25 protein-coding genes and 1 pseudogene are annotated in these 25,876 nt (G+C 64.0%); 16 read left to right on the forward strand and 10 right to left on the reverse strand.

Going from position 1 to position 25,876, the window contains the following annotated elements; genetic code table 11:
• The 3 genes and pseudogenes from DIE16_RS29895 to DIE16_RS29905 form a co-directional block, all read right to left on the reverse strand.
• A pseudogene (locus DIE16_RS29895) lies at positions 1-776 on the reverse strand (hypothetical protein); the annotation flags it as partial.
• A gap of 18 nt (positions 777-794) precedes the next feature.
• The gene (locus DIE16_RS29900; RefSeq protein WP_124893965.1) at positions 795-3,563 is read right to left on the reverse strand and encodes a type VI secretion system Vgr family protein; all 2,769 of its coding nucleotides are present in this window, start codon (positions 3,561-3,563) and stop codon (positions 795-797) included.
• Between the two features lie 21 nt (positions 3,564-3,584).
• The gene (locus DIE16_RS29905; RefSeq protein WP_124893966.1) at positions 3,585-4,139 is read right to left on the reverse strand and encodes a hypothetical protein; all 555 of its coding nucleotides are present in this window, start codon (positions 4,137-4,139) and stop codon (positions 3,585-3,587) included.
• A 273-nt stretch (positions 4,140-4,412) separates the two neighbouring features.
• Between DIE16_RS29905 and DIE16_RS29910 the strand changes: the two genes are divergently transcribed.
• The 10 genes from DIE16_RS29910 to DIE16_RS29955 all read left to right on the forward strand — a co-directional run bounded on the left by DIE16_RS29910 (position 4,413) and on the right by DIE16_RS29955 (position 13,843).
• Positions 4,413-5,663, forward strand: a complete 1,251-nt coding sequence (locus tag DIE16_RS29910) for an MFS transporter (protein ID WP_124893967.1) — start codon at positions 4,413-4,415, stop codon at positions 5,661-5,663.
• 131 nt (positions 5,664-5,794) lie between these two features.
• The gene (locus DIE16_RS29915; RefSeq protein WP_124893968.1) at positions 5,795-6,724 is read left to right on the forward strand and encodes a LysR family transcriptional regulator; all 930 of its coding nucleotides are present in this window, start codon (positions 5,795-5,797) and stop codon (positions 6,722-6,724) included.
• Positions 6,725-6,838: 114 nt separating this feature from the next.
• A complete protein-coding gene (locus tag DIE16_RS29920) occupies positions 6,839-7,333 on the forward strand; it encodes a hydroxyquinol 1,2-dioxygenase (protein ID WP_124523322.1) in 495 nt (164 codons plus the stop codon).
• 42 nt (positions 7,334-7,375) lie between these two features.
• On the forward strand, positions 7,376-8,395 hold the full coding sequence (locus DIE16_RS29925; RefSeq protein ID WP_124489251.1) for a hydroxyquinol 1,2-dioxygenase: 1,020 nt from the start codon (positions 7,376-7,378) through the stop codon (positions 8,393-8,395).
• 40 nt (positions 8,396-8,435) lie between these two features.
• Positions 8,436-9,902: an aldehyde dehydrogenase family protein gene (locus tag DIE16_RS29930; protein ID WP_124489252.1), complete on the forward strand. Its 1,467-nt coding sequence runs from the start codon at positions 8,436-8,438 to the stop codon at positions 9,900-9,902.
• Positions 9,903-9,909: 7 nt separating this feature from the next.
• Entirely contained in the window at positions 9,910-10,977 is a 1,068-nt protein-coding gene (locus tag DIE16_RS29935; RefSeq protein WP_124893969.1) for a maleylacetate reductase, read from the forward strand.
• 29 nt (positions 10,978-11,006) lie between these two features.
• Entirely contained in the window at positions 11,007-11,882 is an 876-nt protein-coding gene (locus DIE16_RS29940; protein ID WP_124893970.1) for an intradiol ring-cleavage dioxygenase, read from the forward strand.
• 5 nt (positions 11,883-11,887) lie between these two features.
• Positions 11,888-12,199: a YciI family protein gene (locus DIE16_RS29945; protein WP_124893971.1), complete on the forward strand. Its 312-nt coding sequence runs from the start codon at positions 11,888-11,890 to the stop codon at positions 12,197-12,199.
• 3 nt (positions 12,200-12,202) lie between these two features.
• A complete protein-coding gene (locus DIE16_RS29950; RefSeq protein ID WP_124571446.1) occupies positions 12,203-12,538 on the forward strand; it encodes a Rieske 2Fe-2S domain-containing protein in 336 nt (111 codons plus the stop codon).
• A gap of 216 nt (positions 12,539-12,754) precedes the next feature.
• Positions 12,755-13,843: a porin gene (locus tag DIE16_RS29955; RefSeq protein ID WP_124893972.1), complete on the forward strand. Its 1,089-nt coding sequence runs from the start codon at positions 12,755-12,757 to the stop codon at positions 13,841-13,843.
• 45 nt (positions 13,844-13,888) lie between these two features.
• Here the strand turns inward: DIE16_RS29955 and DIE16_RS29960 are convergent, their stop codons facing one another.
• Positions 13,889-14,548 carry a glutathione S-transferase family protein gene (locus DIE16_RS29960; RefSeq protein WP_124893973.1) on the reverse strand — a complete coding sequence of 220 codons (660 nt, stop codon included), beginning with the start codon at positions 14,546-14,548 and terminating at the stop codon, positions 13,889-13,891.
• A gap of 120 nt (positions 14,549-14,668) precedes the next feature.
• Here DIE16_RS29960 and DIE16_RS29965 point away from each other — a divergent pair, with 120 nt between their 5' ends.
• Positions 14,669-15,484 carry a helix-turn-helix domain-containing protein gene (locus DIE16_RS29965; protein WP_124893974.1) on the forward strand — a complete coding sequence of 272 codons (816 nt, stop codon included), beginning with the start codon at positions 14,669-14,671 and terminating at the stop codon, positions 15,482-15,484.
• Between the two features lie 158 nt (positions 15,485-15,642).
• The gene (locus DIE16_RS29970) at positions 15,643-16,455 is read left to right on the forward strand and encodes a hypothetical protein (RefSeq protein ID WP_124893975.1); all 813 of its coding nucleotides are present in this window, start codon (positions 15,643-15,645) and stop codon (positions 16,453-16,455) included.
• 54 nt (positions 16,456-16,509) lie between these two features.
• Here DIE16_RS29970 and DIE16_RS29975 read toward each other — a convergent pair whose 3' ends face one another.
• From DIE16_RS29975 to DIE16_RS29995, 5 genes are all read right to left on the reverse strand, one after another.
• Positions 16,510-18,915, reverse strand: a complete 2,406-nt coding sequence (locus DIE16_RS29975; protein WP_409364471.1) for a heavy metal translocating P-type ATPase — start codon at positions 18,913-18,915, stop codon at positions 16,510-16,512.
• 234 nt (positions 18,916-19,149) lie between these two features.
• Entirely contained in the window at positions 19,150-19,416 is a 267-nt protein-coding gene (locus DIE16_RS29980; protein WP_124893976.1) for a DUF5676 family membrane protein, read from the reverse strand.
• A 69-nt stretch (positions 19,417-19,485) separates the two neighbouring features.
• On the reverse strand, positions 19,486-20,142 hold the full coding sequence (locus DIE16_RS29985) for an isoprenylcysteine carboxylmethyltransferase family protein (protein WP_124893977.1): 657 nt from the start codon (positions 20,140-20,142) through the stop codon (positions 19,486-19,488).
• On the reverse strand, positions 20,126-20,380 hold the full coding sequence (locus tag DIE16_RS29990) for a DUF2933 domain-containing protein (protein ID WP_124668178.1): 255 nt from the start codon (positions 20,378-20,380) through the stop codon (positions 20,126-20,128). The genes DIE16_RS29985 and DIE16_RS29990 overlap by 17 nt, the downstream gene beginning before the upstream one ends.
• Positions 20,381-20,404: 24 nt before the next feature.
• On the reverse strand, positions 20,405-20,830 hold the full coding sequence (locus DIE16_RS29995; protein WP_124893978.1) for a hypothetical protein: 426 nt from the start codon (positions 20,828-20,830) through the stop codon (positions 20,405-20,407).
• 297 nt (positions 20,831-21,127) lie between these two features.
• Here DIE16_RS29995 and DIE16_RS30000 point away from each other — a divergent pair, with 297 nt between their 5' ends.
• The 3 genes from DIE16_RS30000 to DIE16_RS30010 are packed head-to-tail and all read left to right on the forward strand — an operon-like array spanning position 21,128 to position 23,126.
• Positions 21,128-21,775: a LemA family protein gene (locus DIE16_RS30000; protein WP_409364470.1), complete on the forward strand. Its 648-nt coding sequence runs from the start codon at positions 21,128-21,130 to the stop codon at positions 21,773-21,775.
• Positions 21,772-22,626, forward strand: a complete 855-nt coding sequence (locus DIE16_RS30005) for a YgcG family protein (protein ID WP_124893980.1) — start codon at positions 21,772-21,774, stop codon at positions 22,624-22,626. The genes DIE16_RS30000 and DIE16_RS30005 overlap by 4 nt, the downstream gene beginning before the upstream one ends.
• Before the next feature lie 2 nt (positions 22,627-22,628).
• On the forward strand, positions 22,629-23,126 hold the full coding sequence (locus tag DIE16_RS30010; RefSeq protein ID WP_124893981.1) for a TPM domain-containing protein: 498 nt from the start codon (positions 22,629-22,631) through the stop codon (positions 23,124-23,126).
• 267 nt (positions 23,127-23,393) lie between these two features.
• Here DIE16_RS30010 and glmS read toward each other — a convergent pair whose 3' ends face one another.
• Complete coding sequence (glmS, locus tag DIE16_RS30015) at positions 23,394-25,223, reverse strand: glutamine--fructose-6-phosphate transaminase (isomerizing) (protein ID WP_124893982.1); 1,830 nt, start codon at positions 25,221-25,223, stop codon at positions 23,394-23,396.
• A 156-nt stretch (positions 25,224-25,379) separates the two neighbouring features.
• On the opposite strand from glmS, the gene DIE16_RS30020 reads away from it, so the two are divergent.
• On the forward strand, positions 25,380-25,871 hold the full coding sequence (locus DIE16_RS30020) for an Lrp/AsnC family transcriptional regulator (protein WP_124893983.1): 492 nt from the start codon (positions 25,380-25,382) through the stop codon (positions 25,869-25,871).
• The last annotated feature ends 5 nt before the right edge of the window (positions 25,872-25,876 follow it).

Genomic DNA, 25,876 nt, shown 5'->3' on the forward strand with positions numbered 1-25,876 from the left:
CCGACGATGTTGCCCTGGCTGTGACACACGACGGTAATCGGCACGTCGGCCTGCATGCGGCGGATCGACTCGATCAGCTTGGCGAGGCGTAACGCCGCAAGCACGCCATATGCACGGGGTGGCGCGCGATACAGTGGCCGATTGGTTGGATTGATGCCTTGCACCGTCATCCATCCCATCGTTCGATCGTCCAGGCCGCCATGCCAAAGATCGGGCAAGCTCGAACAGCCGTTCGTGAACGGGCCGCCGCCCCAGTAATCCTGCTCATTCAAGAAAATCTTGTCGCCGTACTCCTTGAGTTCGTCGGTGGTCGCTCGATACCCCCACCGGAAGTGAATGACAGGTGAGAACGATGGATCTGGCTTGATGTAATTGCCGTCCCACAGTATCGGGTTCAGAAACCCATCCGGCGTCACGCTCTCCGTGTACTTCGCGGGCGTCAACTGCCCCGCATCAATGCCGTGATACATCATCTGATCGTCCAGACGCCCGAGCCTACGATTCAGCCCGGCGCACAACCCGGCTTCGGACGCCTCGAACCATTCGCCTTCCGAGTTCACGCCATGCACGAAGATCACGATGCCGGGCAACGGCATCTGCTTGAGACAGATGAGCGGCGTGTTCTTCGCAAACATCGTCACACCTTCCACCCGGCCCACGACGATCTGCGGCGGTGCCGGACGCGATGCGGCTGCGTCCGGTGTAGCTGCGATTGTCGAGCGTTCGTCCGTGCGTGCATCCACTAGAGGTGGCGGATCGAGAAATGAATCGGTCATTCAGACTCCTGCGTTTTCCTAAATGTTCTTCTTGACGAACTTCAACGCCAGTCTCTCGAACTGGTCGGCATCAACCGCCGGCAGTTCGCCGGCCGTGTCGGTCGTCAAATTCGACAGCACCCCGGAAGACTGTTGAACGTGGCCGTCGAACCCGGCAGCCGGGTTGCCGTCCGCCGATCGGATCAGCTTCGGTACTCGACCAAGCGTGTCCTGACCAAACTTCGGCATGTCCGCACTCATGCTTGCAGGCCCGTCCCACACATGCCCTGCCGACTTCACCGTGAATGTCCCCGGACATCCCAGTTCGATATCCCCACCGCGCAGCTTGAGATACGCCCCGCCGGACGTGACGAACACGACTTCATCGCTCGCCGTGCCGACGAGGTTTCCGCCACTGGCCGTCAACTGAAGGTTCTTCGCCGAATCGACCTGCGTATCGTCGTGCTGCGATTGAATCGTGACCTTCCCGCGATTCGCGATCGCCGACACGCCGTCGCCGTGCGCGAACATCGCGACGCCACGACCGGCATGCAGCTTGATGCGCTCGCCGCTGCTGACCTGAACGTGTTGCTGCGCGATCTGATCGATGTTCTCGCCCGCATACATGACGTGTGTCCTGGGCGTGACGTTGAGCGACCCCGACTGCGCGCCGAACGCGATCAACGCGGGCGCATCGCCGGTCGTACCGGGCCGCGCACCGTCAGGCGTCCAGTTGCGGAACGCATCGGCGACGTTGTCCTGACCGGCGGTATCGGCCGACTGTCCGCCATGCTCGCCGGCATAGTCGCCGAGCGATTTGAACAGCGCCGTGCATTCGTCGAGCAGTCGAATCAGTTCGTCTCGATCGAGCTGACCGCCGGTGGCCCGTGTGCGCGCATAGGTCGACAACAGGATGCCCTGCGCCGCGCGCAGAGCCGCGGCGGCGTCGGTGCGCAGCTCGGCACCTTCGCCGCGATCCTTCCCGTGTCCGTTTTCGCGCGGCTGCGTCAGATAGCCGAGATTCAGTTGGGTATACGCGTGTTCGCTCGCCAGCTGCGCCGAGATTTGCGACGGCGTATCGTCGAGACGAAGCTGGTTGTAGCGCCGGCCGTTGATTTCCTTGGTCTTGATGCCCGACAGGAAGCGGTTGCCGGGGAGCGCGCCCGTATGGGTGAACGTCACGGGCGGGTTCGCGCCGTTGCTCAGCACGCCGATGATGACGAGCCGGTCCGGGTCGCCGGACAGACATCCCAGCAGCACTTCCATGCCGACGCGCGGCAGGAAGAGCGCGCCGAAGTTGCCGCCCGCGAGGCTTGTACCGACGCGAATCGGCGCACTGTCGCCGGCCCGGCCGTTCGTTCCGGCGCCTTGCGCGTGCGCGTGATCGGCCGGATCGTGCCCGTGGATCAGCACGCGCACGCGGCCGGCCCCGTCGCAAAACACTTCCTCGCCCTGCGCGCCGACGATCGTACCGGTCAGCAGGTGCACCGGCGGTACGTCGACCTTCGGATCATAGGCGGGCTTGAGCGGCACGCCGCGTCGCACGCACGTGAAACGGTTTTCATAGCGCGTGTCGGTTTGCTCCGGCAGATCGACAGGTGCCGGCGCAGCCGTTTGCGCGAGGTTCCGGCTCGCCGCGAACAATGTGTGCGCGCGGCCCGCGAGCGGCTTCGGCAGGTTGTTCCAGATATCGTGCCGAACCGACGTGACGACGAACTGGCGACGATCGGCCGGCCGCATGTCCAGCTCCGGGTCGCCCGTCAGCGTGAACCAGTGGCCGACGGGCAGGTCGCGTACGCTGCTGATTCCGTCGTAACGCTCGGCTTCGAACTGATGCGCCAGTATCCGGTCGCGCGTGATGCGATCGTGATCGCGCCATGAGTCGCCGACGTGCGGGATGTCGATCGCGACGTCGGTCAGCAGGCGCGCAAGGTCATTCCCGGCTTCGCCCTGGTCAAGGTCCGTGACAGCGGTGGAGTCATCTGCACGGGCTGGCTTGTAGTCCCAGGACGCGCGGCGGACCTGGCCGGGAGACACGCTCTGGCAGTGCGCAAAAAGCGTCACCGTGTCGCGTTGTTCGGTTCCGGCGTCGCGCGGGTGAAGCCGCAGCGTACCGGCCGGCGCTTCCTTCAGGCGATGCGGGTCGTCGCAGAACACGAGCGTATGAATCGGCCACGCGTCGTTCATGCCGCGCGCGCCTCCGGCCGGCTCGGCCTTCGCGAAGACCGTGATGCCTTCCCGACGCAGCAGACGCCGGATGAAACGAGCGTCCGACTCGTTGACCTGCCGCGTGAGTTCGCGCACCGGATAGCGATCGGCCTGCAAGCCGGACAGGTCGAAATCGAATGCGCGCGCGAGTGCGTGGCTGCGCAGTTTCCACTCGTTCATCAGCGTCGCGAGAATCTCCGTCACGCGGCGCGAACGGAATACGCGAGCGTTGGTGCGGCGGTCCATCAACGACAGCGCGTCACACACGTGCAATTGATAGACGGTCAGTTCGCCGTCGGATTGACCGGTTCGCACTTCGCGCACGATCGCATTGATCGCACGCGTACTGCCGCGGTCGGTCGTCAGCCGGACCGATACGGGCAGGCCGAGAAACAGCGTCGGCGACAGATGATCGTGGCTCGACACGCAGGTCAGCTCGCCGTCGATGCCGGACATCAGGCCTTCGCGGATATCGGCGTGATGGAGCGCAAGCAAGTGGCCGACCGCGCGCTGCGCCCGGCCGAAATGGAGATCGACGGGTCGCGAGTTCCCGTCGGTCAGACTGGACGCAAATTCCCGAAATGTTCTTGCTATCGACATCGTCATAATCTCATTGCTTTTTTATTGATTAGGATTTGTTTGAAATGTGGTCCTGTTTGAATTGAGGAAATCGGATCGAAAATTCGCGTCGAGAATATCAAGCTTGTCGGTCTCGATAAATTTATTTTTGTTTTTGTATGGCTGGATGATTGGTTTGAAACGGTATTTTTCTTTTTCGGCGACTCGGATGATTTTGAAAGGTCTCGTATTAATCGGTAAAAAGGGCGGGCGCAAGGTGGTTCTGTCAGATTGCGTGGTTGTCGTGCAGGTCTTTTTATTTAAATAAAATCGATTTATGGATTTCGAAGATAGGATCCGTCTGATATCGAAGAAAATGGCGGCGTATTGCGCTGACGAAAAACGTGTGGACGGATTGCTTCGTGCCTGCTCGGATCGCATCTGCCGGTTGCCGGTCTCGTCATTCGCCGCATCCTGATCGGCGCGCGGCCGGGCGGCGCGCCGAACCGCGTTCATCGGTCGCGCAAGCGGCGTCGCGTGCGGGCCTCGCTGATGTCTATGAGGGATTCCCCCGTAACCGGGGAAGGAGCGCTGCTTCAACGCTGCCGCCGTTCGCACAGCGCTTCTCCATCGACCTTTCCCGCCTGCCGCGCCCGATTATTTGCGTTTCGCGAATGGCGCGTTCGCCGGTTGTTCCATACCCGATCCGCGTGCGCGCACCTATCGTTCGGGCGTCGGCTGATTGAATTCGACGCCTGCAACCGGAACGAAGCCGGACAGGCGGCCGCCACTTCCTCGCGACTCACGTCGCGTCGCACACCCAAGACAACGGACCTGGCCGATGCGCGGACGCCCCGGCGCGCGCAAGCGGACCAATCCACGGAGACAGACATGAAAGCAAACGAGTGGGATACCTCCTATGAGTGGAAGGCGGTGACGCTGCTGGCGCTCGGCTTCGGCCTGGTCGGCCTCGACCGCTGGCTCATCGCGCCGCTGTTCCCTTCGATCATGAAGGACCTGCACCTGAGCGCGCAGGACGTCGGCAACTGCATCGGCGTGCTCGGCCTGTCGTGGGGCATCTTCGCGGCGCTGATGGGCGGCATCTCCGACAAGGTCGGCCGCCGCAAGGTCCTGATCCCCGCCATCATCGCGTTCTCGCTGCTGTCCGGCTTCTCGGGCCTCGCGGGCGGCTTGCTCGGCCTGATCGCGATCCGCGGGCTGATGGGCGTCGCCGAAGGCTCGTTCTGCCCGACCAGCTTCGCGGCCACCGCCGACGCGTCGCACCCGCGGCGGCGCGGCCTGAACCTCGGGCTGCAGCAAAGCGGCTTCGCGCTGTTCGGGCTGGCGCTGTCGCCGATCATCGCGACCCAACTGCTCAACGTCGTGTCGTGGCGCTGGGTGTTCGCGCTCGTGGCCATCCCCGGGCTGATCCTCGGCGCGATCATGTTCTTCGTGATCCGCGAACCGAAGCGCGCGAAGGAGGTCGTGTCGGAGCACGCGCCGGCATCGCTCGGCCATGTGCTCAAGAGCCGCAACATCCTCGTCGCGATGGCCGCGCTGTGTTGCGCGATGACCGGCGTGTTCGTGCTCGGCGCGCTGCTGCCGCTGTACCTGACGGATTACCTTGCGCTCGGCACGCAGAAGATGGGCCTCGTGGTGTCGGCGATCGGCTTCGGCGGCTTTCTCGGGCAGTTCGGGCTGCCGGGGCTGTCCGACGTGGTGGGCCGCTGCCTCGCGAGCATCGCGGGCTTCGCCGGCACGGCGGTGATGCTCTACATCTTCCGCGGCCTCGGCCCGCAACCGGTCGTGCTGTTCGTTGTCCTGTTCGTCGCGTCGTTCTTCACGCTCGGGCTGGTGTCGCTGCTGTCGGGCCCCGTCGCGACCGAAGCCGCGCCCGTCGGCCTCGTGTCGACGTCGATCGGCGTGGTGGTCGGTTGCGGCGAGATCTTCGGCGGCGGCATCGCGCCGGCGATGGGCGGCTACGTCGCCGCGCACTTCGGGATCCAGAACATTCTGTGGCTGCCGATGGGGGCGGTGCTGCTCGGCATCGTGGTCAGCATGCTGCTGCGGGAGACGGCCCCGGCCGTGCTGCAGCGCCGCGTAGGCGTGCAGCCGGAGCTGTCGGCGGGCAAGCAGCCGTAACGTGCCCCGCGGTCATGCGCGCAGCCGGCGGGATTGACACCCGTCAGGTGACAGTGTGACGCGTTCGGCGTGACCCACCCGGCCGGCAGGTGCGGTTAGACTGCCGGTTTGGCTTTCGGGAAAGGTGCGGCATGGACCGGTTTCTGAGCATCGAGGCGTTCGTCAGGGTCGCGGAGGCGAGCAGCTTCGCGGAAGCGGCGCGGCAGCTTGGGGTCACCAGTTCGGTCGTGACGAACCGCATCCAGCAACTGGAAAAGTTCGTCAACGCGCCGCTGTTCCATCGCAGCACGCGCCACGTGCGGCTGTCCGAAGTGGGCGAGACCTTCTACCGCGAATGCGCGGAAGTCGTGGGGCGCGTCAACGAGTTGACCGACCAGATGCGCGAGCTGCGCGCGACGCCGACCGGGCGGCTGCGCATCCAGATGCTGCCCGGCTTCGCGCTCGATCACTTCGGCGTGCCGCTCGCCGAATTCAATCGCCGCTATCCGGGCATCCAGCTCGACATCATCGTCAATGACCGTGTCGTGGACCCTGTCGAAGAAGGGTTCGACATCGCGTTCCAGATCTTTCCGCCGATATCCGAGTCGCTGATCGAGCGGCGCCTGTTCGTGGTCCGACGCCTGTTCTGCGCGTCGCCGGCCTACCTCGACGCGCATGGTGCGCCACAACATCCGCGCGAATTGCTGCAGCACACCACGGCGCTGTATTCGGGTTATCCATCACGCAACCGCTGGACGCTGCCACGCGGCGACGAGGTCGTCGAAATGGAGCTGCCGGGCATGATCCGCTCGAACTCCGTGCACCTGCTGCGCGAGTACGCGCTGACGGGCGGCGGCGTCGTGTGCCTGCCCACGCTGGTCGCGAGCGACGCGCTCGTCGCGGGCCGGCTGGTGCCCATCCTCACCGACTTCCAGATCGCGCCGCTGAGCTTCGCCGCCGTTTATCCCGCAACGCAGCGACAGGCGTTGAAGGTGAAGGCGCTGGTCGAATTCCTCGTCGAATACATCGGCGACGAGTCGCCGTGGGATCGCCCGCTGCTGGAGCGCGGCTGGGTTCGTTGAGCGAAGCGATTATTCGCGAAACGCAAATGCCGTAGTCGCGCTCCGTTGCCTTGTTGACGGGCGTCGTCGCCCCTAAAGTTGAATCCAACAAGCGGTTCAACTCAGGAGACAGCAATGACCGACACGGCATTCCACACCGTCTTTGGCTCGCTCGACGGCTACACGAAGGGCGAGATCGAAATCACCAGCGGCAGCGCAAAACACTACGCGTTCTCGAACGTCTTCGAGATCGCATCGAAGTCGGCCCCCTACGAAAAGGTCGTCGCCGGCAAGAACCTCGAATACGTGATCGAAGTGCTGCGCACCGAAGGCCAGTCGCCGTGGTTCGCGTGCGCGCACGACGAGTTCGCGATCCAGATGGACGGCGAAGTCCGCATCGACTTCATCAAGCTCGACAACCCGCCCGCCACCGGCCGCGGCACCGTGAACGCCGGCACGCAGCCGGCGGGCCGCGAGATGGGCTACGTCGTGCTGCGCAAGGGCCACCAGGCACTGCTGCCGGCCGGCTGCGCGTATCGCTTCACCGCCAGCAAGCCGGGCGTCGCGCTCGTGCAGACCGTGCTCGGCGAGCTGTCCGTCGAGAAGTGGGCCGACATCTGCCTGCACTGATCGATTCGATCGCGAAGATTCAACTATTCCAGGAGACACGTTATGGCCACCCTCGAGACCCTCGATCTTTCCGCAGGCTTCGGCGCCGATCTGGTGCAGGCCACGCAAGCCGATGCCGTCACCGGTTACCGCCGCTTCCACCTCGGTGAATTCGCGTTCCAGCGCGACGAGTATTTCGTGAAAATCAGCTGGCCGGCGAAAGGCCAGACCCGCACGCACGCGATCCCCGCGGACGCATTCCTGCGCGCGATGATGCGCGACGTCGCGTGGGGCTTCTTCTACGGCTGGGTGAATTTCGATCACGTGTTCGGCACGCGCAATCACTACGGCAAGGTCGACGTCTATGCGGGCACGTTCAACGGAATCCTGAAGGAAGCCGGCGTCGACTACACCGAGACGTTCGAAACGCCGACGATCATGGCGACCTTCAAGGCGATGCTGCACGACTGGACCAACGAAGGCTTCGATCCGTTCGCGGCGCCGGAGGAAACCGGCACGGCGTTCGGGCGCAAGCACGGCGAGAACGGCTCCGCGATCGAACGCACGCGCATCGCGACGCGCCGCATGCCGGGCCTCGAAGGCGACTCGCCGCTGCGCGACGATCTGCCGGTGAACCGCGCGTTTCTCGACGTCGCTCAGGACGAGCCGGAAGTGCACGTGAAGCCGGGCTTCGAAGGCGAGCTGCATGCGTTCAACCTGTTCAAGTACCTGTCGCGTTCGGACGTGACGTGGAATCCGTCGGTGACCTCCGTGTGCGGGCGCAGCCTGTTCTGCCCGACCACCGAGGAATTCATCCTGCCGGTATTCCACGGCAACGACCGCGTCGAATGGTTCCTGCAACTGTCCGACGAAATCGTGTGGGACATCGGCGACAAGAACACCGGCGCGCCGCGCGCGCGCGTCACGATGCGGGCCGGCGACATCTGCGCGATGCCCGCCGACATCCGGCACCAGGGCTACTCGACGAAGCGTTCGATGCTGCTGGTCTGGGAAAACGCGACGCCGAACCTTCCGCAGCGATACGAGAGCGGCGAGCTGGCGCCGTATCCGATCGAGTTCTGAGCCGCGCCGGCTCGCACAAGCACACCATCGAGGACGATTCATGCAAACCCAACTTTTCATCGACGGCCGTTTCGTCGACGCCGTCGAGCGCGGCACGATCGACGTGCTCAATCCGCATGACGGCTCGCTGATCGCGAAGATCGCCGCCGCCACCGCGGCGGACGTGGACCTCGCGGTCGAAGCCGCGACCCGCGCATTCCCGAAGTGGTCGGCGATGCCGGCGGCCGAGCGCGGCCGGCTGCTGCTGCGCCTCGCCGACGCGATCGAAGCCAACGCGGAGGAACTCGCGCAGCTCGAATCGCTGGACACCGGCCACCCGATCCGCGATTCGCGCGCGCTCGACGTGCCGCGCACGGCCGGCTGCTTCCGCTACTTCGGCGGCATGGCCGACAAGCTGCAGGGCTCGGTGATTCCGGTCGAGACCGGCTTCCTGAACTATGTGCAGCGCGCGCCGATCGGCGTCGTCGGCCAGATCGTGCCGTGGAATTTCCCGCTGATGTTCACGAGCTGGAAGATGGGCCCGGCGTTGGCGGCAGGCAACACCGTCGTGCTCAAGCCGTCGGAGATCACACCGCTGTCGACGCTGCGCATCGTCGAACTGATGGCCGAAGTCGGGTTTCCCGAAGGCGTCGTCAATATCGTTCCCGGCTACGGTCATACGGCCGGCCAGCGTCTCGCCGAACACCCCGGTGTCGGGAAGATCGCGTTCACCGGTTCGACGGCGACGGGCCGCCGGATCGTCGAGGCGTCGCAGGGCAACCTGAAGCGCGTGCAGCTGGAACTCGGCGGCAAGGGCGCGAACATCGTGTTCGACGACGCGAACCTCGACGCCGCCATCAACGGCGCCGCGTGGGCGATCTTCCACAACCAGGGGCAGGCGTGCATCGCCGGTTCGCGGCTCGTGCTGCATGAGCGCATCGCCGACGAATTCCTCGAGCGCTTCGTGTCGCTGGCGTCGTCGATCCGCGTCGGCAACCCGCTGGACCCCGACACCGAGATGGGTCCGCTGACGTCGAAGCAGCATCTCGACCGCGTGCTGTCGTTCGTCGACGTCGCGCGCGAGCAGGGCGGCCGCGTGCTCGCGGGCGGCAGCGTGCCGCAGGACGCGGCACTCGCGAACGGCTACTACGTGCGCCCGACCGTCATCGAGGCGAAGAGCGCCGCCGACCGCGTCGCGCAGGAGGAAGTGTTCGGCCCGTTCGTCACCGTGCTGCGCTTCGGCAGCGACGAGGAAGCGCTGGCGATCGCCAACGCGACCGAATACGGGCTCGGCAGCGGCCTCTGGACCAACGATCTCTCCCGCGCGCACAGGATGGCGTCGCGGATCGACGCGGGCATGTGCTGGATCAACTGCTACAAGCGCGTCAATCCGGGCAGCCCGTTCGGCGGCATCGGCAAGTCGGGCTACGGCCGCGAGATGGGTTTCGAGGCGATGCACGACTACACGGAAGCGCGCTCGGTGTGGGTCAACGTCGACGGCAAGGTGCCGCCGCACTTCAAGCGCTGAGGCCGAGATGGAGCGCTTCGTCTATCAGGGAACGCCGTCCCGCGTCGTGTTCGAATGGGGCGCGCTCGAACGGCTGCCGGACGAGTTGTCCGCGCTCGGCGCGCAGCGGGCGCTGATTCTGTCGACGCCCGAGCAGCAGCCGCTCGCCGAACGCGTCCGGGACGTGCTCGGCGAGCGTGCGGCCGGCGTGTGCGCACAGGCCGTGATGCACGTGCCGGTCGAGGTGGCGCGGGCCGCGCGCGAGATGGCCGCCGAGCTGGGCGCGGACTGCTGCATCGCGATCGGCGGCGGCTCGACGATCGGGCTCGGCAAGGCGATTGCGCTCGAGTCGTCGCTGCCGATCCTCGCCGTGCCGACGACTTACGCGGGCTCGGAGATGACGCCGATTTTCGGGCTCACGGAAGGCCGGCTCAAGCGCACCGGACGCGACGCGCGCGTGCTGCCGCGTACGGTGCTGTATGACCCGTCCCTGACGCTGTCGCTGCCGCCGGGGATTTCCGCGGCGTCGGGCGTCAATGCGATGGCGCATGCGGTCGAGGCGCTCTATGCGGAAGATGCGAACCCGGTGATCAGCCTGATGGCCGAGGAGTCGATTCGTGCGCTCGGCGAAGCGCTGCCCGCGATCGTGCGCGCGCCCGACGACCGCGAGATGCGCAGCCGCGCGCTGTATGGCGCTTGGCTCGCCGGCACGTGCCTGGGTGCGGTCGGTATGGCGCTGCATCACAAGCTCTGTCATACGCTCGGCGGCACCTTCAACCTGCCGCACGCACAGACGCACGCCGCGATGCTGCCGCATACCGCGCACTACAACCATGCGGCGGCGCCCGACGCGCTGCGCCGCGTCGCGCGGGCGCTGGGCGGCACCGACGCGGCCGACGCCGGCCCGCTGCTGTTCCGGTTGAACCGGCAACTGGGCTTGTCGGCGGCGCTGGCCGACATCGGAATGCCGGAAGCGGGCCTCGACGAAGCCGCCGACCTCGCGTGCCGGAACCCGTACGCGAATCCGCGGCCGATCGAGCGCGCGTCGATCCGCGAGTTGCTTCAGCATGCGTGGGAAGGGCGCGAGCCGCAGTGAGCGGCCGGCTGCATACAAAGGAGACGAACGTGACGAATGATCATCATGATGACGGCGACACGCGGTTGACCGAGCAGGTCGTCGCCAGCTTCGACGGTACGCCGAACCCGCGCTTGCGCGTGCTGATGCAGAGCCTCGTGCGGCACCTGCATGCGTTCGTCCGCGAAACGGAGCTGACCGAGGCCGAGTGGATGGCCGCGATTCGCTTCCTGACCGAAACCGGGCAGATGTGCGACGACGTGGTGCGCCAGGAATTCATCCTGCTGTCGGACACGCTCGGCGTGTCGATGCTGGTCGATGCGATCAACCATCGCTTCGCCACCGGCGCGACGGAAACGACCGTGTTCGGCCCGTTCTACATCGAGGGCATGCCCGAGCGCGCGTATGGCGAGAACATGGCGTTCACGCCCGGCACGCCGGTCGTCGTGCATGGCCGCGTGCTCACTACCGACGGCGAGCCGGTTCAGGGCGCCGTGCTCGACGTCTGGCAGACCGCCGAGAACGGCATGTATTCCGGGCAGGATACGGCGCAGCCGCACGGCAACCTGCGCGGCCGCTACCGGACCGATGCCGAAGGTCGTTACGCGATCACGACGATCCTGCCGGTCAGCTATCCGATTCCGACCGACGGCCCGGTCGGGAAGATGCTCGACGCCACCGGGCGCCATCCGTGGCGGCCGGCGCACCTGCATTTCATGATCGATGCACCGGGCTACCGAAAGCTCGTCACGCATCTGTTCGACGAGAACGACGCGTATCTGCAGTCGGATGCCGTCTTCGGCGTGAAGCTGTCGCTGATGGTCGCCTATCGCCCGCGTGCGGCGGGTGACGAGCTCGCGCGCCGGGTCGGCTTGAGCGGCCCGTATCGCGAGGCGACGTACGACTTCGTGCTCGACCGGAGCTGACCGACATGGCGCGATTCTTTGCGGTGTTCGCGACGGACCAGCCCGGCATGCGCGAGGTGCGCGACCGCGTGCGGGCGACGCATCGGACCTACCTGCGTTCCGCCTCGCAGCACGGCGTGTATGTGCGGCTCGGCGGGCCGACGCTCGATCCGCAGGGCGATGCGATGAACGGCACGCTGCTCGTCGTCGAGGCGGACGACATCGATGCGGTGATGCAGTTCGTCGGCAACGATCCGTATGTGAAGGAAGGGCTGTTCTCGCGGGTCGAGGTGCGACCGTGGGACTGGAGCCTCGGCAATCCCGAGCGGAGAGCGTGAGTCATGGGTGCCACGCAACTCTGTCGCTTCGCCGATGTGCCGGATGGTGGCGCGCGGGTCGTCGATGAGGCGCGCATCGGACGTCCCGTCATCGTCGTGCGGCGCGGGGAGCAGGTGTGGGCTTACGTGAATCGTTGCCCGCATTTCTCGGTTCCGCTCGATTTCGTGCCGGGCAGCGTTTCCTGTTATCGATCCCAGGTGCTGATGTGCGCGCATCACAGTGCGCTGTTCCGGTTCGACGACGGTGTGTGTATCGACGGGCCGTGCTCGGGTGCCGGGCTGGAAGCCGTGGCCGTCGAGGTGGATGCGGCGGCGTGGGTGATTTGCCGGAGCGCCTGAATCGGCGGAAGGGCGGATCGCATCAGGCTGGATGAAATCGGAAGTGCGCGGGATTTCATTCGTTCCAGTCGATAAGTAAAGCTAAGTAAATCTCATTATGCCGGCCCGGATGCAAGCCTGATCCGGGTGGGGGAAGGTGTTGTTTCATGAAGCATGGGCGGATTGTTCGCGACGTGGCGGGCGACCGGCTCGAATTTCAAAAAAGACGGAGACGCAATGAAGCTCGGGTTTGGAGTATTCGCGATGCTGGCCATCGCGCAGGGTGCGTACGCACAGAGCAGCGTGACCATGTTCGGTCTGATCGACAGCGGCATCTCGTACGTCAGCAACGAGGGCGGCGGGAAGAACGTCAAGTTCGACGACGGCATCTTCACGCCGAACCTGTTCGGCTTTCGCGGCACGGAAGATCTCGGCGGCGGATATCACGCGACGTTCGCGCTCGTGAACCAGTTCTCGATGGCGAACGGCAGCATCATCGGGACCGGGATCTTCGGACGTAATGCATACGTGGGCATCGAGAGCGACCGGTTCGGCAGCATCAGGCTCGGGAATCAGTACGACTTCATGGTCGATTCGCTGTTTGCGAAGGGGAATGCGATCTCGATGGACATCTCGGGGCTGTACGGATTCAGGAATGGCCCGTTCCAGCGTCTCGCGCTACCCGGTAACCCGACCGGCGCGTTCGACTGGGATCGCACGGCAGGCAGCAAGCCAGTCGCGAACTCGGTCAAATACAGTTCGCCGACGATTGCAGGGTTGTCGGGCGGCGTGATGTATGCGTTCGGCGGCGTGGCCGGTTCCATCGGCGCGGACAATGCCGTAAGCGCGGGCTTGAACTACGAAGTCGGCGCGCTCGGCATCGGTGCCGCATATACGAACGAGAAGTACGGCCCGGCGCCCGGCACGCCGTCGACCAGCGTGCGCAACTGGGGTGTCGGGATGCACTACGACTTCGGTGCGGTGAGCGCGAAGGCACTCCTGACCACCGTGCACAATTCGTTCAACGACGCCGGCGTGTGGATGGCCGAGGCCGGCGGCGTGTGGCGCATCAGGCCGGACGTGTTTCTCGGCGCGAAGTACATGTACATGAAGGGCAACGAAGCCGTGAACGACAACCATGCGCATCAGGTCAGCGTCGCGCTTCAATACCTGTTCACGAAGCGGACGATGGTCTACGTGTCCGCCGATTATCAACGCGCGAACAGCGGCGCGAACGCGCAGATCAACGGCGTGCTCGATCCGAACGGGGCGTCGAGTTCAGCGAGTCAGGCGGTGGCGCGGGTCGGCCTGCATACGATGTTCTGATGGCGCGGCGGGCGGGACCGGCGTCACGGTTCGCCCGCCAACCGGCTAGCGCGCCGCTGCGGCCGCCTCCTTGGCCTTGTCCTGTTCCGCCGCCAGCGCCGCATCCGCCGCCTGCGCGCGCTGGATCGCCGGGCGTGCCAGCACGCGATCGATGTACGCGCGAATGCGCGGCGTTTCGGGTACCAGCTTGAACATCGTCGTCCAGTTCAGTGCCGAGCCCCACAGCACGTCGACCGCCGTAAAGCGCTCGCCCAGCAGGTAGGGCCCTTTCGCCAGTTGCGCATCGATCCGCATCATCACGGTATCGAAGTCGCCGTACGGCGACGTCGAGTAGGCGGCGGGCGGGCGATTCATCGAGCGGTCGACGATGGCCGGCTCGAGGCACGAGCCATAGAACGTCATCCAGGTCAGATACGGCCCGCGCAGCGAATCGCCCGGCGCCGGCGACAGGCCGGCTTCCGGATACAACTCGGCCGCGTACATGTAGACGGCGGCCTGCTCGGTGACGATCACGTCGCCATGACGCAGCGCGGGAACCTTGCCCAGCGGGTTGATGCCGAGGTAGTCGGCTTCGTGATGTTTGCCGGTGGAGAGGTCGAACGCGTGCAGTTCATAGTCGGCGCTCAGTTCTTCCAGCAGCATCCGCGCACCGGCCGAGCGGCTGCGCGGGGAGTGGAACAGGGTCAGGTGACGGTCTTGCTGCATCGCGGGCTCCGGTGTGCATTCGGGACAGGTCGACCAATATAGGACGGCCGCGCGGCTTCGTCTTGGAAAAATCCGCTGTGGCGGTGCATCATCACGCAGTCACTTCAACGGTTCGTCGCCATGACCGACTTGCGTCACGTGACCGACACGCCCAAAGGCGTCGTCGGCCCGAAAGCCTTCAATCAGCGCTTCCGCCTGAATCGCTATTACCCCTGTGCCGACCTGGCCGGGGTGCTGGATCACCACTGGATCGTCGAATGGGATCTGCGCAACCAGCCGCCGTATGTGCAGCGCACGCTGCCGTATCCGTGCGTGAATCTGGTGTTCGACCGGCGGCGGACGGGGATCTTCGGCGTGGTGTCGGGGGCGTTCGAGACGACGTTGGCCGGGGCCGGGCGCGTGATCGGCTTGCGGTTCCGGCCGGGCGCGTTTCGGGCGTTCTTCGGCAAGCCGGTGCATTTGTCGACCGACAAGGTGCTGCCGGTGTCGACGCTGCTCGATTGCGGCGACGCGCAAGCCGAAGACGCCGTGCTCGGTGCCGAGGATGATGCCGGGATGGTGGCGGCCGCGGAGGCGCTGCTGTTGCGGGTGCTGCCGCCGGCCGATCCGCAGGTCGAACGTATTCATGGCATCTTGCAGATGCTGCAGCAGGATATCGGGCTCACGCAGGTGCGCGATCTGGCCGAGCGCGCGGGGTTGAGCGAGCGCACGCTGCAGCAACTCTTTTCCGACTATGTGGGCGTGACGCCGAAGTGGGTGATCTGTCGTTATCGCCTGCATGAGGCGGCCGACAAGCTCGCCGGCGGCGAGCCGGTCGATCTCGCGGAACTGGCGCAGGCGTTGGGGTATTTCGACCAGGCGCATTTCACGCGCGATTTTCGCAAGCTGGTCGGGAAGGCGCCGGCGGAGTATCGGCGGGAGGATCGGCAGGGGTGAGGTTGCGGATGAGCGGGCGTTGGCCTGCTTTCGGCTGACAATGAACCGGCGAAGGGGCGCTCAGGGCATCGGTGAATTTCAAACAATGGATGCGTTGCCTATCATTCCACCCTATAGTGCTCGTCGTTGACCGATCCGCAAGAAAATCAGGAGCCTTCGTGTTTCATCGGAAATCCAAGTTGGGGCGTTCGAGCTTCGCGTGCGTCGTCGCTTTGACGATGATCCTGGCGCCCGTCGCGGTGCATGCAGAGGCGGAGGCCGTCGACGGCACGACGCACGTCGCGCCTGCTGCCGATCACGACGCGTCGCCCGCACGACCGATCGTCGGCGACGACCCGGTTGCCATTCGGGATGCCCTGAAGAAGCTGCACATCAGCCCCGCGCCGCCTTCCTTGAGCGACCGGGTTCGCGGCCTGGTCTCCGACGCAACCGACCGGTATGCCCCGAATCCCGATCTGGCGGCCGTCGGCCTGGATCGCGACGTGACGTTCGTGGTGCCGGTGCAGTACGGGCTGAGGTACCGGTCGCAGCGGCACCTGTTGACGCTGGACGTCGACCTGTTCGACGCGGAGCACGGCGACCGGACGGGCATCCTGCTCCGGAAGGTCACGAAGGGGCCGCGAGGGCGAGGGCTCGTGATCGCCCCCGAAGCGAAAGCGAAAGGGTACATCCAGCAGATCGACATCATCGAACTCGAGTCCGGGCATGGCAAAAAGACCACGGTTCGCAGCCGGATGCGGATTTCGCCTGCCGTGTACGCTCAAGCGCATGGCGACTTCGCGCTCGTCTTTACCGGGCGCCTGGTTCGGCCTTATCTGACCGAGCAAGTCGAGCATGCCGATCCGAGTATCGACGAGCCGACGGACATTACGACCCGGATCTCCAGGGTGCATATGGATATCAATGCGATCTCGCTGGTGAGTCCGTCGAGCGGGGTCGTGTTGGCGAAAAAGCTGAAGTTGTCGAAGTAGGGGTTTTCGTGCGCGGGGCGGGGATACTGACCGGCTTGCGGGGCGCACGCATGCTCAAATTTTGGCGTTGCGCAATCTCAGCGCGTTCGAGATGACCGAGGCTGAGCTCAGGCTCATCGCCAACGCCGCGATCATCGGCGACAGCAGCAGCCCCGTGAACGGGTAAAGTGCCCCGGCCGCCAACGGGACCCCGAGCGCGTTGTAAACGAACGCGAAGCCAAGATTCTGCTTCATGTTCGCGACGGTTGCCTCGGACAGCGCTCGAGCACGCGCGATACCGCGCAAGTCGCCCTTGACGAGCGTCACCTGAGCGCTGCTCATTGCCACATCCGTGCCTGTTCCCATGGCCACGCCGACATCGGCCTTGGCCAGCGCGGGGGCGTCGTTGATGCCGTCGCCAGCCATCGCGACGACATGCCGGGCTTGCTGAAGCCGTGTCACCAGATCGAGCTTGTCGGCAGGCTTCACCTCGCCATGGAATTCGTCGACGCCGAGCTTCCCGGCCACGGCCTTGGCAGTGACCACCCCGTCACCGGTCGCCATCACGACTCGGATACCGTTCTCCTTCAACGTCGAAAGCGCCTCTGGCGTGGTCGCCTTTATCGGGTCAGCGACCGCCAGCAGTCCGGCCAAACTGCCATCGACTGCCAAGTACATGACGCTCGCGCCTTGCGCACGCAGGCTATCCGCCTCCCTGGACAGCGATTCGACGGATACGGCGTCAGTCCGCATCAGCGCGGTGTTGCCAAGTGAAAGTCGCCTGCCAGCGACGACTCCTCTCACGCCGATACCCGTTGCGGATTCGAAATTTTCCGTGCGGTCCAAAGTCAGCTTCTTCTCGCGGGCTGCCGCAACGATGGCTGCAGCAAGCGGATGCTCGCTGCCTTGGTCGAGACTCGCCGCCAGACGAAGCACGTCGTCGGTCGTGTATCCGCTTGTGCCTACGGCCTGCTCGAACGCAGGACGCCCCTCGGTCAGCGTCCCCGTCTTGTCGACAATGAGCACGTCGACCTTGCGCAAATTTTCAATCGCAGCGGCATCGCGAAAGAGAATCCCGGTCGTGGCTCCTTTGCCGCTTGCGACCATGATGGACATGGGCGTCGCAAGGCCCAGCGCGCAGGGGCACGCAATGATGAGCACCGCCACCGCATTGATGAGACCGAATACCCAACTGGGTTCAGGCCCAAAGATGCCCCACACGAGGAAGGTCAGGAGAGCGACGCTGACGACCCCGACGACAAACACGCCGGCCACCTTGTCGGCCATGCGCTGCATGGGCGCACGGGAGCGCTGCGCCTGCGCGACCATCTGCACGATTTGCGACAGGACGGTCTGGGCGCCGACCTTTTCCGAGCGGATGACGAGACTGCCTGTCGCGTTCATCGTTGCGCCGATGACGTGGTCGCCAACGCGCTTCGTGACCGGAATGGGCTCGCCGGTAATCATGGACTCGTCGAGCGAACTCGTGCCGTCCGTCACCACGCCGTCCGCGGGGACTTTCTCGCCCGGCCGCACGCGAAGCAGGTCTCCCACATGAACATGGGACAACGGAATGTCTGCTTCGGAACCGTCCGGGTTGATGCGCCGCGCGGTCTTGGGTGCGAGCCCGAGGAGTGCCTTGATGGCGGCGGACGTTTGCGAGCGGGCCTTCAGTTCGAGCAACTGCCCGAGAAGCGTCAGCGAAATGATGACTGCCGCCGCCTCGAAATACACGCTGACCCGGCCGTGCGCGCTGTACGTTTCGGGAAACACGCCGGGGAAGAGGGTGGCGATGACACTGTAGATATAGGCCGCGCCTGTCCCGAGCCCGATGAGCGTCCACATGTTGGGGCTGCGGTTCATGAATGAGCGCACGCACCGCTCGAAAAACGGCAGGCCTGCCCACAGGACGACCGGCGTAGAGAGGATGAACTCAACCCAGCTTTCGGTGCCGGCGCCCATCAATCGTAGGCGATGGCCAAACATCGCCAGCACGAAAACGATGACTGTCAGTGGCAACGTCCACCAGAATCGGCGTCGAAAATCGACCAGTTCCGGATTTTCGCCTTCGTCGACGCTGGGCAGAATCGGTTCCAGCGTCATGCCGCACTTCGGGCATTGCCCGGGATGGTCCTGTCGAATTTCCGGGTGCATCGGGCACGTGTAAACGGTGCCCTCGGGCAGTGCTTGCGGCTCCTCGATGGTCGAAGGCTCAACGTACCTGGACGGCGCTGCCTCGAATTTCGTCAAGCAGGCCTGGCTGCAGAACGCGTACCACTTGCCATTGTGTTCGCGGCGCAAGCGTGACTCATCGGTCACCGCCATTCCGCAGACGGGGTCGCGAAGCGGATCCGTGGAGCGTGCGTGTTTGTCCTGGCCATCATGGCGATGAGCATGCTTGTCGTGTCCATGCCCGGCGAAAGGGGCGTGCTCGTCCGTCTCACGACCGTGACGTTCGTCCGATGACAAGTGCCCGGACATCCTTTGGTGATGAAGCTCGTCTTCGCCGGGTTGGCCGCTCATTTGACGCTCCTTTGCTCACCCGTTCCGTTTCCATTGAGGCTCGTCGCTCTGCGCGTTCGATATTGACGTGACGACCGTGCTACGACGTGAGTTACCTGTATCGAGGCTAGCTGTTGCCTCGATCTTCTGATTCCCGAGACCGACACTGGCAACATGCAGTTCGGGAGAGAGGTATGGGCGTACGGAATTGCATCAGTTCGGTCCACTCAGGCGGTTGTATAACCACGCAAAGAAGGCGCCGGCCGCAAAGAACCAGACCGCGAACACAAGGGCCGGGTAGACAACAAACCACCAGGACAATGGCTCGCCGGTCTGAAGGCGTCGGAAATCGAGTCCGTGAAAAAGAGCGTTCATGAAGTTCATGAACGGTCCAGGAAGCGCCATCCATACGAGTGTGCACAGGACATAGAACAGCACAACCGTGGCTGAAAGCGTCGCGCCAGTCTTGAAGGGTTTCATGGCAGCCTCCTCATCCCGGAAGATTGCGATCGAGTTCGGCAGTGCCAGCTACGGGTGAGCCGCCTGAAATCAATGCACTTGAGCCGGGCGTTTCCCAAACAAGCTGGGTACGAAGCGCGGCGTGTGTGCCGCGTATTCACGCCACGCAGTGCCGAACCGCGCCTCCGAATCATGCTCCTCTTGTATGGCTAGTCGAACGTACATGAAAACGAGAACGGGGAACATGGCCAAAGTCACGAGCGTGGGCCATTGGAGCAGGAAACCCAGCATGATCACGACGAACCCGACGTACTGAGGATGCCTGATTTTCGCGTAGGGTCCGGTGGTGGCCAACGCCTTGCCACGCTGAGCTTCATACAGTACGTGCCACGCCGTGGACAGCAAGTAGAAGCCGCCCAGTATGAAGAAGAAGCTGAGGAGATGCGGAAGTCCGCCATGCGGGTCGCCGTGCCTGCCGGTCAAGGTCCACCACAGGTGCCCTGCATCGTGAGATAGCAAATTCGTGTGCGGAAATCGCGTCTGCAACCAGCCCGATAGCAAGTAGACGGTGAGCGGAAACCCGTACATTTCTGCGAATAGCGCGACGATGAAGGCGGAGAATCCACCGAACGTTCGCCAGTCCCGCTTTGTCGCTGGCTTGAAGAAGCTGAACGCGAAGATGATGAAGACGAGAGAATTGATGGCTACGAGGCTCCACAGGCCGTAACCGTCACCGATGCTGGTCATGACCGTCTCCCGAATGAGGGCGCCTGCCGGTCGTTTTCATCCCGTCGTGCCTGTGCCCGTGGTGCATGAACAGATGCATCAGCGGGCACGAGAGCAACAGCAGATATGGCAAGACGCCAAGGAAGTGGGCGCGGTGTTCGGAAAGCAGGAGGAATAGCGCTATTGCAGTGAATGCTACGAGTGCAATGGCTGACCGTGATTTCCAGAACGGCCGGGCACCATGCGAGCTGTCATCCATGGTTGTCTCCCGTTTCGCATCGTCTCACTTCTCGGCCGGATGCTCTTGCGCAGCCTGACGGTCCATCATTGCCTGCATCATCATTTGCATCATATCCATCCGCATTTCCATACTCTCGTGCCGCGACGACATCGGCATACCGGACGAGCGAGCACCCATCATCTCCATCATGCTCATGCCGTTTTGCATGACTTTCATTTGCTCGTCCATCAGGGCGGCGCGTTCTTGAGGCGTCTTCGCGTTCATCATCTTTTCATGCATGGCGCGCATGGCCTGCATCTGGTCGTCCGCCTCGCGGTTTGACTTGTTCGGCGCTTTTGCGGCTGCCTTATTCGGATGATGGGCATCGTGAGCTGCATTGTCGGCGGCTGCCGGCGTGCCGGCGATTGCAACGGCACGGACCATGCCGAGCGTCGCAATTGCGATTGCGAGTTTGTGCGGGAATGCCATCTTGTTCTCCAGGAGCATGGTTCTTCAGAGCCGGTCGAACCCTGAAACCACTCTATGCTGACGCTCCTTCGATGGCTTGACGTGGCTCAACGAATCACGCGCCGAATTCTTCATATGTGGCGCGGCCGTGGAGCCGACACGCGCCCGAGACGGTGCATCGCGCCGGGCGCGCTCGACAATGCAGCATTGACGTGCATCAACCCTGCGACCGCCGAGCTACTTACGATAGGCAGTGCACCGGTGAGCGGCGGAATGCCGGGAATACAAGGCAGAGGCGCGTCCATGTCGAAAAGTTCTATGGCAATGTCCGCACGGCGCCGTCTGGCCCGCGCACTTCTGACAGGCGCATTGGCGCTGAGCTTGCTGTCTCTCTCAGGGTGCGGCTATAACGCCATCCAGAGCCAGGACGAGCAGGTGAGGGCCAGCTGGTCGGAAGTTCTCAATCAGTATCAACGGCGTGCCGACCTGGTTCCCAACCTCGTCAACACAGTGAAGGGGTACGCGGACCAGGAAAAGGAAGTGCTGGTCCGTGTGACGGAGGCGCGGGCGAAAGTGGGTGAGATTCGCGCCACACCGGAACTCATTGCTGATCCGCAGGCGCTCGCAAAATTCGAAGCGGCGCAAGGACAGCTCACGTCGTCTCTATCACGGCTGCTCGTGGTTTCGGAAAACTATCCGCAATTGAAGTCGGACGCGAATTTCCGGGACCTGCAGGCGCAGCTCGAGGGTACGGAAAATCGTATCGCGGTAGCCCGAAACCGATACATTCGCTCCGTTCAGACGTACAACACGACGATACGTTCGTTCCCGAACAATTTGACTGCGAAGGCCTTCGGCTATCTGGAGCGCCCCAACTTCTCCGTAAGCAACGAAGCTGAAATTTCCAGACCGCCGCGGGTCGACTTCGGCTCGACGCCGGCCTCTGCAGGCGGGACATCCAATTGAACGTGCTCCGACTGGCGCTGGCCGTCGTTCTAACCTCGTTTCTCCTGGGCGGAGCCGGTGCGCTCGCGGACGTCCCCGTCCCGCCGTTGACGTCGAGAGTCACCGATGAAACTGGAACCCTGACCAGCGACCAGTCGGCCAGCCTCGAGAAGACGTTGAGAGAGTTTGAGGCGAAACGAGGAACGCAGTTTTCAGTTCTCATCGTTCCGACCACGGAGCCCGAAACCATCGAACAGTATTCGATGCGAGTCGTCGAGCAATGGAAGCTCGGCCGCAAGAATGTGGACGACGGCGCGCTCCTGATTGTCGCGAAAAACGACCGAGCGCTTCGAATCGAGGTCGGGTACGGCCTCGAAGGCGTGCTCACCGATGCAGCGAGCAATCGCATCATCAACGAGGCGATCGTTCCGCGGTTCCGAAACGGGGACTTCTACGGTGGCATCACCGCCGGCGTCGACGGCATGATACGCGTCGCCAGCGGCGAGGCGTTGCCGCCACCGCGGCGATTACCTCGGGCAAGCGACGGCGCCGGACGGTTGCTTCCCGTTCTCTTCCTCCTGACGGTCATGGCCGGTGGCCTGCTGCGCGCCATGTTCGGGCGACTGCCCGGCGCCGTCGTGACCGGCGGTGTCGTCGGGGCAATCGCGTGGGTCTTATCGCAGGCGCTTTTTGTCGCCATCGCGGCGGGAATGATGGCGCTGCTCTTCACGTTGCTGGGGGGCGGTATGAGAGCCGCTGACGGGCGCTTCATCGATGGTCGCGGCGGGCGTTTCGGCCGTGATTCGAATCGCGACATCTTTCGCGGCGGCGGTGGGGGCTTCGGCGGCGGTGGCGCATCGGGACGGTGGTGAGTATGGACCTGAAACGTCTCTTCCGACATCTTTTCGCGACCCGCTGGCGGGTCGACAAGGCATTTTCACGGCGGACGCTGATCTCGATCGAAGAGGCTGTACGTGCCAGTCATCGCGTGCACGTGGGTCAGGTCAGGTTTGCCGTGGAAGGGGCGCTGCATATCGGCGCGTTGCTGAAGGGCACCTCTGCGAGGGACCGTGCCATCGAGGTTTTCTCGGACCTCCGGGTTTGGGACACGGAGCACAACAACGGCATTCTCATCTATCTGCTCCTTGCGGACCGGGACGTCGAAATTGTCGTGGACCGAGGCATACACGTCAGAGTGGACCAACGCGAATGGGAGGCGATTTGCGAAGCCATGGAGGCTCATTTCCAGCAGGGCGACTATCGGTCAGGTGTTCTGCGAGGTATCGAACAAGTTACGGAGCTGCTGAAAAAACACTTTCCGTTTCACGGCCCGTGGCTCGATGATCTTTCGAGTGCGCCCGTTGTGATATGAGTTCCGAAGCTCGACATCGGTCCTCTTGAACCTGTCCACACCGAGAAAATGTCGACTCCAAAACGCCCCGATTTCGAGGAGCAGATGGCCACCCGAAAAAAGGGGCTCTGAAAAAAAGCTCCAGCGCCCCTTTTGGCTTTGATGCTGGTTTGCGCTCGTCTGGTAAGGCGCAGCCGGCAGGTAAGCGTCCCGTAACCCAAACCACAACAAGGCCCGTAACCGAAAACTAATGGAACTCGGCAAAGCCCGATCCTCCGCGATATCCCCTCACTCCACCGTCACCGACTTGGCCAGATTCCTCGGCTTATCAATATCCGTCCCCCGTGCCAACGCCGCGTGATAAGCGAGCAACTGCATCGGCACCGTATGCAGGATCGGCGACAGCGGCCCGTAGTACTCATTGAGTCGAATCACCTCGATCCCCTCGCTCGGCACCAACCCGCAGTCCACATCCGCGAACACGAAAAGCCTGCCGTTCCGCGCGCTGACTTCATGCATGTTCGACCTGAGCTTTTCGAGCAGCACGTCATTCGGCGCCACCGCAATCACGGGCATTTCGTTACTGACCAACGCCAGCGGCCCATGCTTCAACTCCCCGGCGGGATAAGCCTCCGCGTGGATATACGAAATCTCCTTCATCTTCAGCGCGCCTTCGAGCGCGATCGGATAATGCATCCCGCGTCCGAGAAACAGCATGTTGTCGCGTCGCGCGAGCAACTCCGACCAGCCCATGATCTGCGGCTCCAGCGCGAGCACCTTCGACATCGCATCGGGCAGATGCCGCAGCGCGTGCAGATGCGCCTTCTCCTCGTCGTCGCTCAACCGCCCGCGCACCTGCGCCAGTGACAACGTCAGCAAGAACAACGCCACGAGCTGCGTCGTAAAAGCCTTCGTCGACGCCACCCCGATCTCGATCCCCGCACGCGTGACGAACTGCAGCGCGCATTCGCGCATCAGCGCGCTCGTCGCGACGTTGCAGATCGCGAGCGTGTGCAGCATCCCGCGCTGCTTCGCGACGTGCACGGCCCCGAGCACGTCAGCCGTCTCGCCGCTCTGCGACACCGCGACGACCAGCGTGCGCGGATTCGGCACGCTGTCGCGATACCGGAACTCGCTCGCGATCTCGACACTCGCCGGCAGCTTCGCGATGCTCTCGATCCAGTACTTCGCGGTCAGCGCTGCGTGATAGCTGCCGCCGCACGCGAGCAGCAACACCGAATCGACGTCGTTGAACACGCGCCACGCGCCGTCGCCGAACAGCTCCGGCATGATCGAGCCGACATCGAGCAGCGTATCGGCCACCGCCTGCGGCTGCTCGAAGATCTCCTTCTGCATGTAATAGCGATACGATCCGAGGTCGGCCGCGCCGCTATGCGCGGCCACCCGCTGCACCGCACGCTCGACGCGCTGGCCGGCCGCATCGACGATCCAGTAGCGATGCAGCTGGATATCGGCAACGTCACCGTTCTCGAGGTAAGCGATTCGATCGGTGATACCCGACAACGCGATCGCATCCGACGCCAGGAAATTCTCGCCATCCCCGACACCGACGACGAGCGGCATCCCGTCGCGCGCGCCGACGATCCGGTGCGGCTCGTCGCGGCACATCACCGCGATCGCGTAGCTGCCGCGTAGTCGCGCGACCGCGCGGCGCACCGCGTCGAACAGGTCGCCGTCGTACAGGTGATCGATCAGGTGCGCGATTGCCTCGCTGTCGGTCTGGCTCGCGAACACATAACCATGCGCCTGCAGTTCCGCGCGCAGCTGGTCGCAGTTCTCGATGATCCCGTTGTGCGACAGCGCGATGCGCGCGTTGTCGTCGCTCGGCGAGAAGTGCGGATGCGCATTGAGCGTGACGGGCGCGCCATGCGTCGCCCAGCGCGTATGCGCAATGCCGGTGTAGCCCGACAGCGCATGCCCGGCGATCTCGCGCTGCAGGTTGGCGACGCGGTCGACGCTGCGCGCGCGGGCCAGCGCGCGATCGCGATAGACCACGACGCCGCACGAGTCGTAGCCGCGGTATTCGAGCCGCTTCAGCCCGTCGACGAGGTTCGGCAGGATGTCCCGCTGGGCAACCGCCCCGACAATTCCACACATAGCGCGCTCCGTAAATGTCCTGTCTGGACCCGTGACAGCGATGGTAGAGGTGCACGAATGGAATTAAATTTCAAAATACATCGGTAGATGAAACAGACAGGCGATCGTCTATCATGTTGGAATTAAATTTCACACCCTGACCGGAAGGAGCCGTCCATGGCCGGCATCACGCTCGACGATCTCGACCTGCGCATTCTCGCGATCCTGCAGGACGACGCATCGGTGTCGAACCTGCAACTCGCCGAGCGCGCGCTGTCGTCGCCGCCGACCTGCATGCGTCGCGTGCGGCGGCTGACGGAAGCGGGCGTGATCCGCCGCCAGGTCGCGGTGCTCGATCCGGTCGCGATCGGCACGGCGGTCACGGCGCTGATCGAGATCAGCCTCGACCGGCAGACGGCCGAAGACTACGACGCGTTCGAAACCTACGTGTGCGCGGAGCCGGCGGTCACGCAGTGCTACCGCGTGTCGCCGGGGCCGGATTTCGTGGTGGTGGCCGACCTGGCCGACGTCGCCGAATACGACGCGTTCGCGCGGCGGCTGTTCACCGGCGCGTCGAACGTGCGCAACGTTCGGACGTTCTTCTCGACGCATCGTGCGAAGTTCGAGGCGAACGCGCGGGTCGCGCATGCGATGCGTAATCGTGCGTAATCGTG

The organism is Burkholderia sp. Bp9090 (assembly GCF_003857985.1).
In the GTDB taxonomy this organism is placed as follows: domain Bacteria; phylum Pseudomonadota; class Gammaproteobacteria; order Burkholderiales; family Burkholderiaceae; genus Burkholderia.

What these genes read in the sequence shown, in the direction of transcription:
- DIE16_RS29955 (WP_124893972.1), top strand. Translation starts at nt 12,755, where the DNA reads ATGAAGCTCGGGTTTGGAGTATTCGCGATGCTGGCCATCGCGCAGGGT.
- DIE16_RS29920 (WP_124523322.1), top strand. Translation starts at nt 6,839, where the DNA reads ATGACCGACACGGCATTCCACACCGTCTTTGGCTCGCTCGACGGCTAC.
- DIE16_RS30020 (WP_124893983.1), top strand. Translation starts at nt 25,380, where the DNA reads ATGGCCGGCATCACGCTCGACGATCTCGACCTGCGCATTCTCGCGATC.
- DIE16_RS29960 (WP_124893973.1), bottom strand. Translation starts at nt 14,548, where the DNA reads ATGCAGCAAGACCGTCACCTGACCCTGTTCCACTCCCCGCGCAGCCGC.
- DIE16_RS29925 (WP_124489251.1), top strand. Translation starts at nt 7,376, where the DNA reads ATGGCCACCCTCGAGACCCTCGATCTTTCCGCAGGCTTCGGCGCCGAT.
- glmS (WP_124893982.1), bottom strand. Translation starts at nt 25,223, where the DNA reads ATGTGTGGAATTGTCGGGGCGGTTGCCCAGCGGGACATCCTGCCGAAC.
- DIE16_RS29910 (WP_124893967.1), top strand. Translation starts at nt 4,413, where the DNA reads ATGAAAGCAAACGAGTGGGATACCTCCTATGAGTGGAAGGCGGTGACG.
- DIE16_RS29995 (WP_124893978.1), bottom strand. Translation starts at nt 20,830, where the DNA reads ATGGCATTCCCGCACAAACTCGCAATCGCAATTGCGACGCTCGGCATG.
- DIE16_RS29915 (WP_124893968.1), top strand. Translation starts at nt 5,795, where the DNA reads ATGGACCGGTTTCTGAGCATCGAGGCGTTCGTCAGGGTCGCGGAGGCG.
- DIE16_RS29900 (WP_124893965.1), bottom strand. Translation starts at nt 3,563, where the DNA reads ATGTCGATAGCAAGAACATTTCGGGAATTTGCGTCCAGTCTGACCGAC.
- DIE16_RS29985 (WP_124893977.1), bottom strand. Translation starts at nt 20,142, where the DNA reads ATGACCAGCATCGGTGACGGTTACGGCCTGTGGAGCCTCGTAGCCATC.
- DIE16_RS29990 (WP_124668178.1), bottom strand. Translation starts at nt 20,380, where the DNA reads ATGGATGACAGCTCGCATGGTGCCCGGCCGTTCTGGAAATCACGGTCA.
- DIE16_RS29965 (WP_124893974.1), top strand. Translation starts at nt 14,669, where the DNA reads ATGACCGACTTGCGTCACGTGACCGACACGCCCAAAGGCGTCGTCGGC.
- DIE16_RS29935 (WP_124893969.1), top strand. Translation starts at nt 9,910, where the DNA reads ATGGAGCGCTTCGTCTATCAGGGAACGCCGTCCCGCGTCGTGTTCGAA.
- DIE16_RS30000 (WP_409364470.1), top strand. Translation starts at nt 21,128, where the DNA reads ATGGCAATGTCCGCACGGCGCCGTCTGGCCCGCGCACTTCTGACAGGC.
- DIE16_RS30010 (WP_124893981.1), top strand. Translation starts at nt 22,629, where the DNA reads ATGGACCTGAAACGTCTCTTCCGACATCTTTTCGCGACCCGCTGGCGG.
- DIE16_RS29950 (WP_124571446.1), top strand. Translation starts at nt 12,203, where the DNA reads ATGGGTGCCACGCAACTCTGTCGCTTCGCCGATGTGCCGGATGGTGGC.
- DIE16_RS29945 (WP_124893971.1), top strand. Translation starts at nt 11,888, where the DNA reads ATGGCGCGATTCTTTGCGGTGTTCGCGACGGACCAGCCCGGCATGCGC.
- DIE16_RS29980 (WP_124893976.1), bottom strand. Translation starts at nt 19,416, where the DNA reads ATGAAACCCTTCAAGACTGGCGCGACGCTTTCAGCCACGGTTGTGCTG.
- DIE16_RS29975 (WP_409364471.1), bottom strand. Translation starts at nt 18,915, where the DNA reads ATGTCCGGGCACTTGTCATCGGACGAACGTCACGGTCGTGAGACGGAC.
- DIE16_RS29930 (WP_124489252.1), top strand. Translation starts at nt 8,436, where the DNA reads ATGCAAACCCAACTTTTCATCGACGGCCGTTTCGTCGACGCCGTCGAG.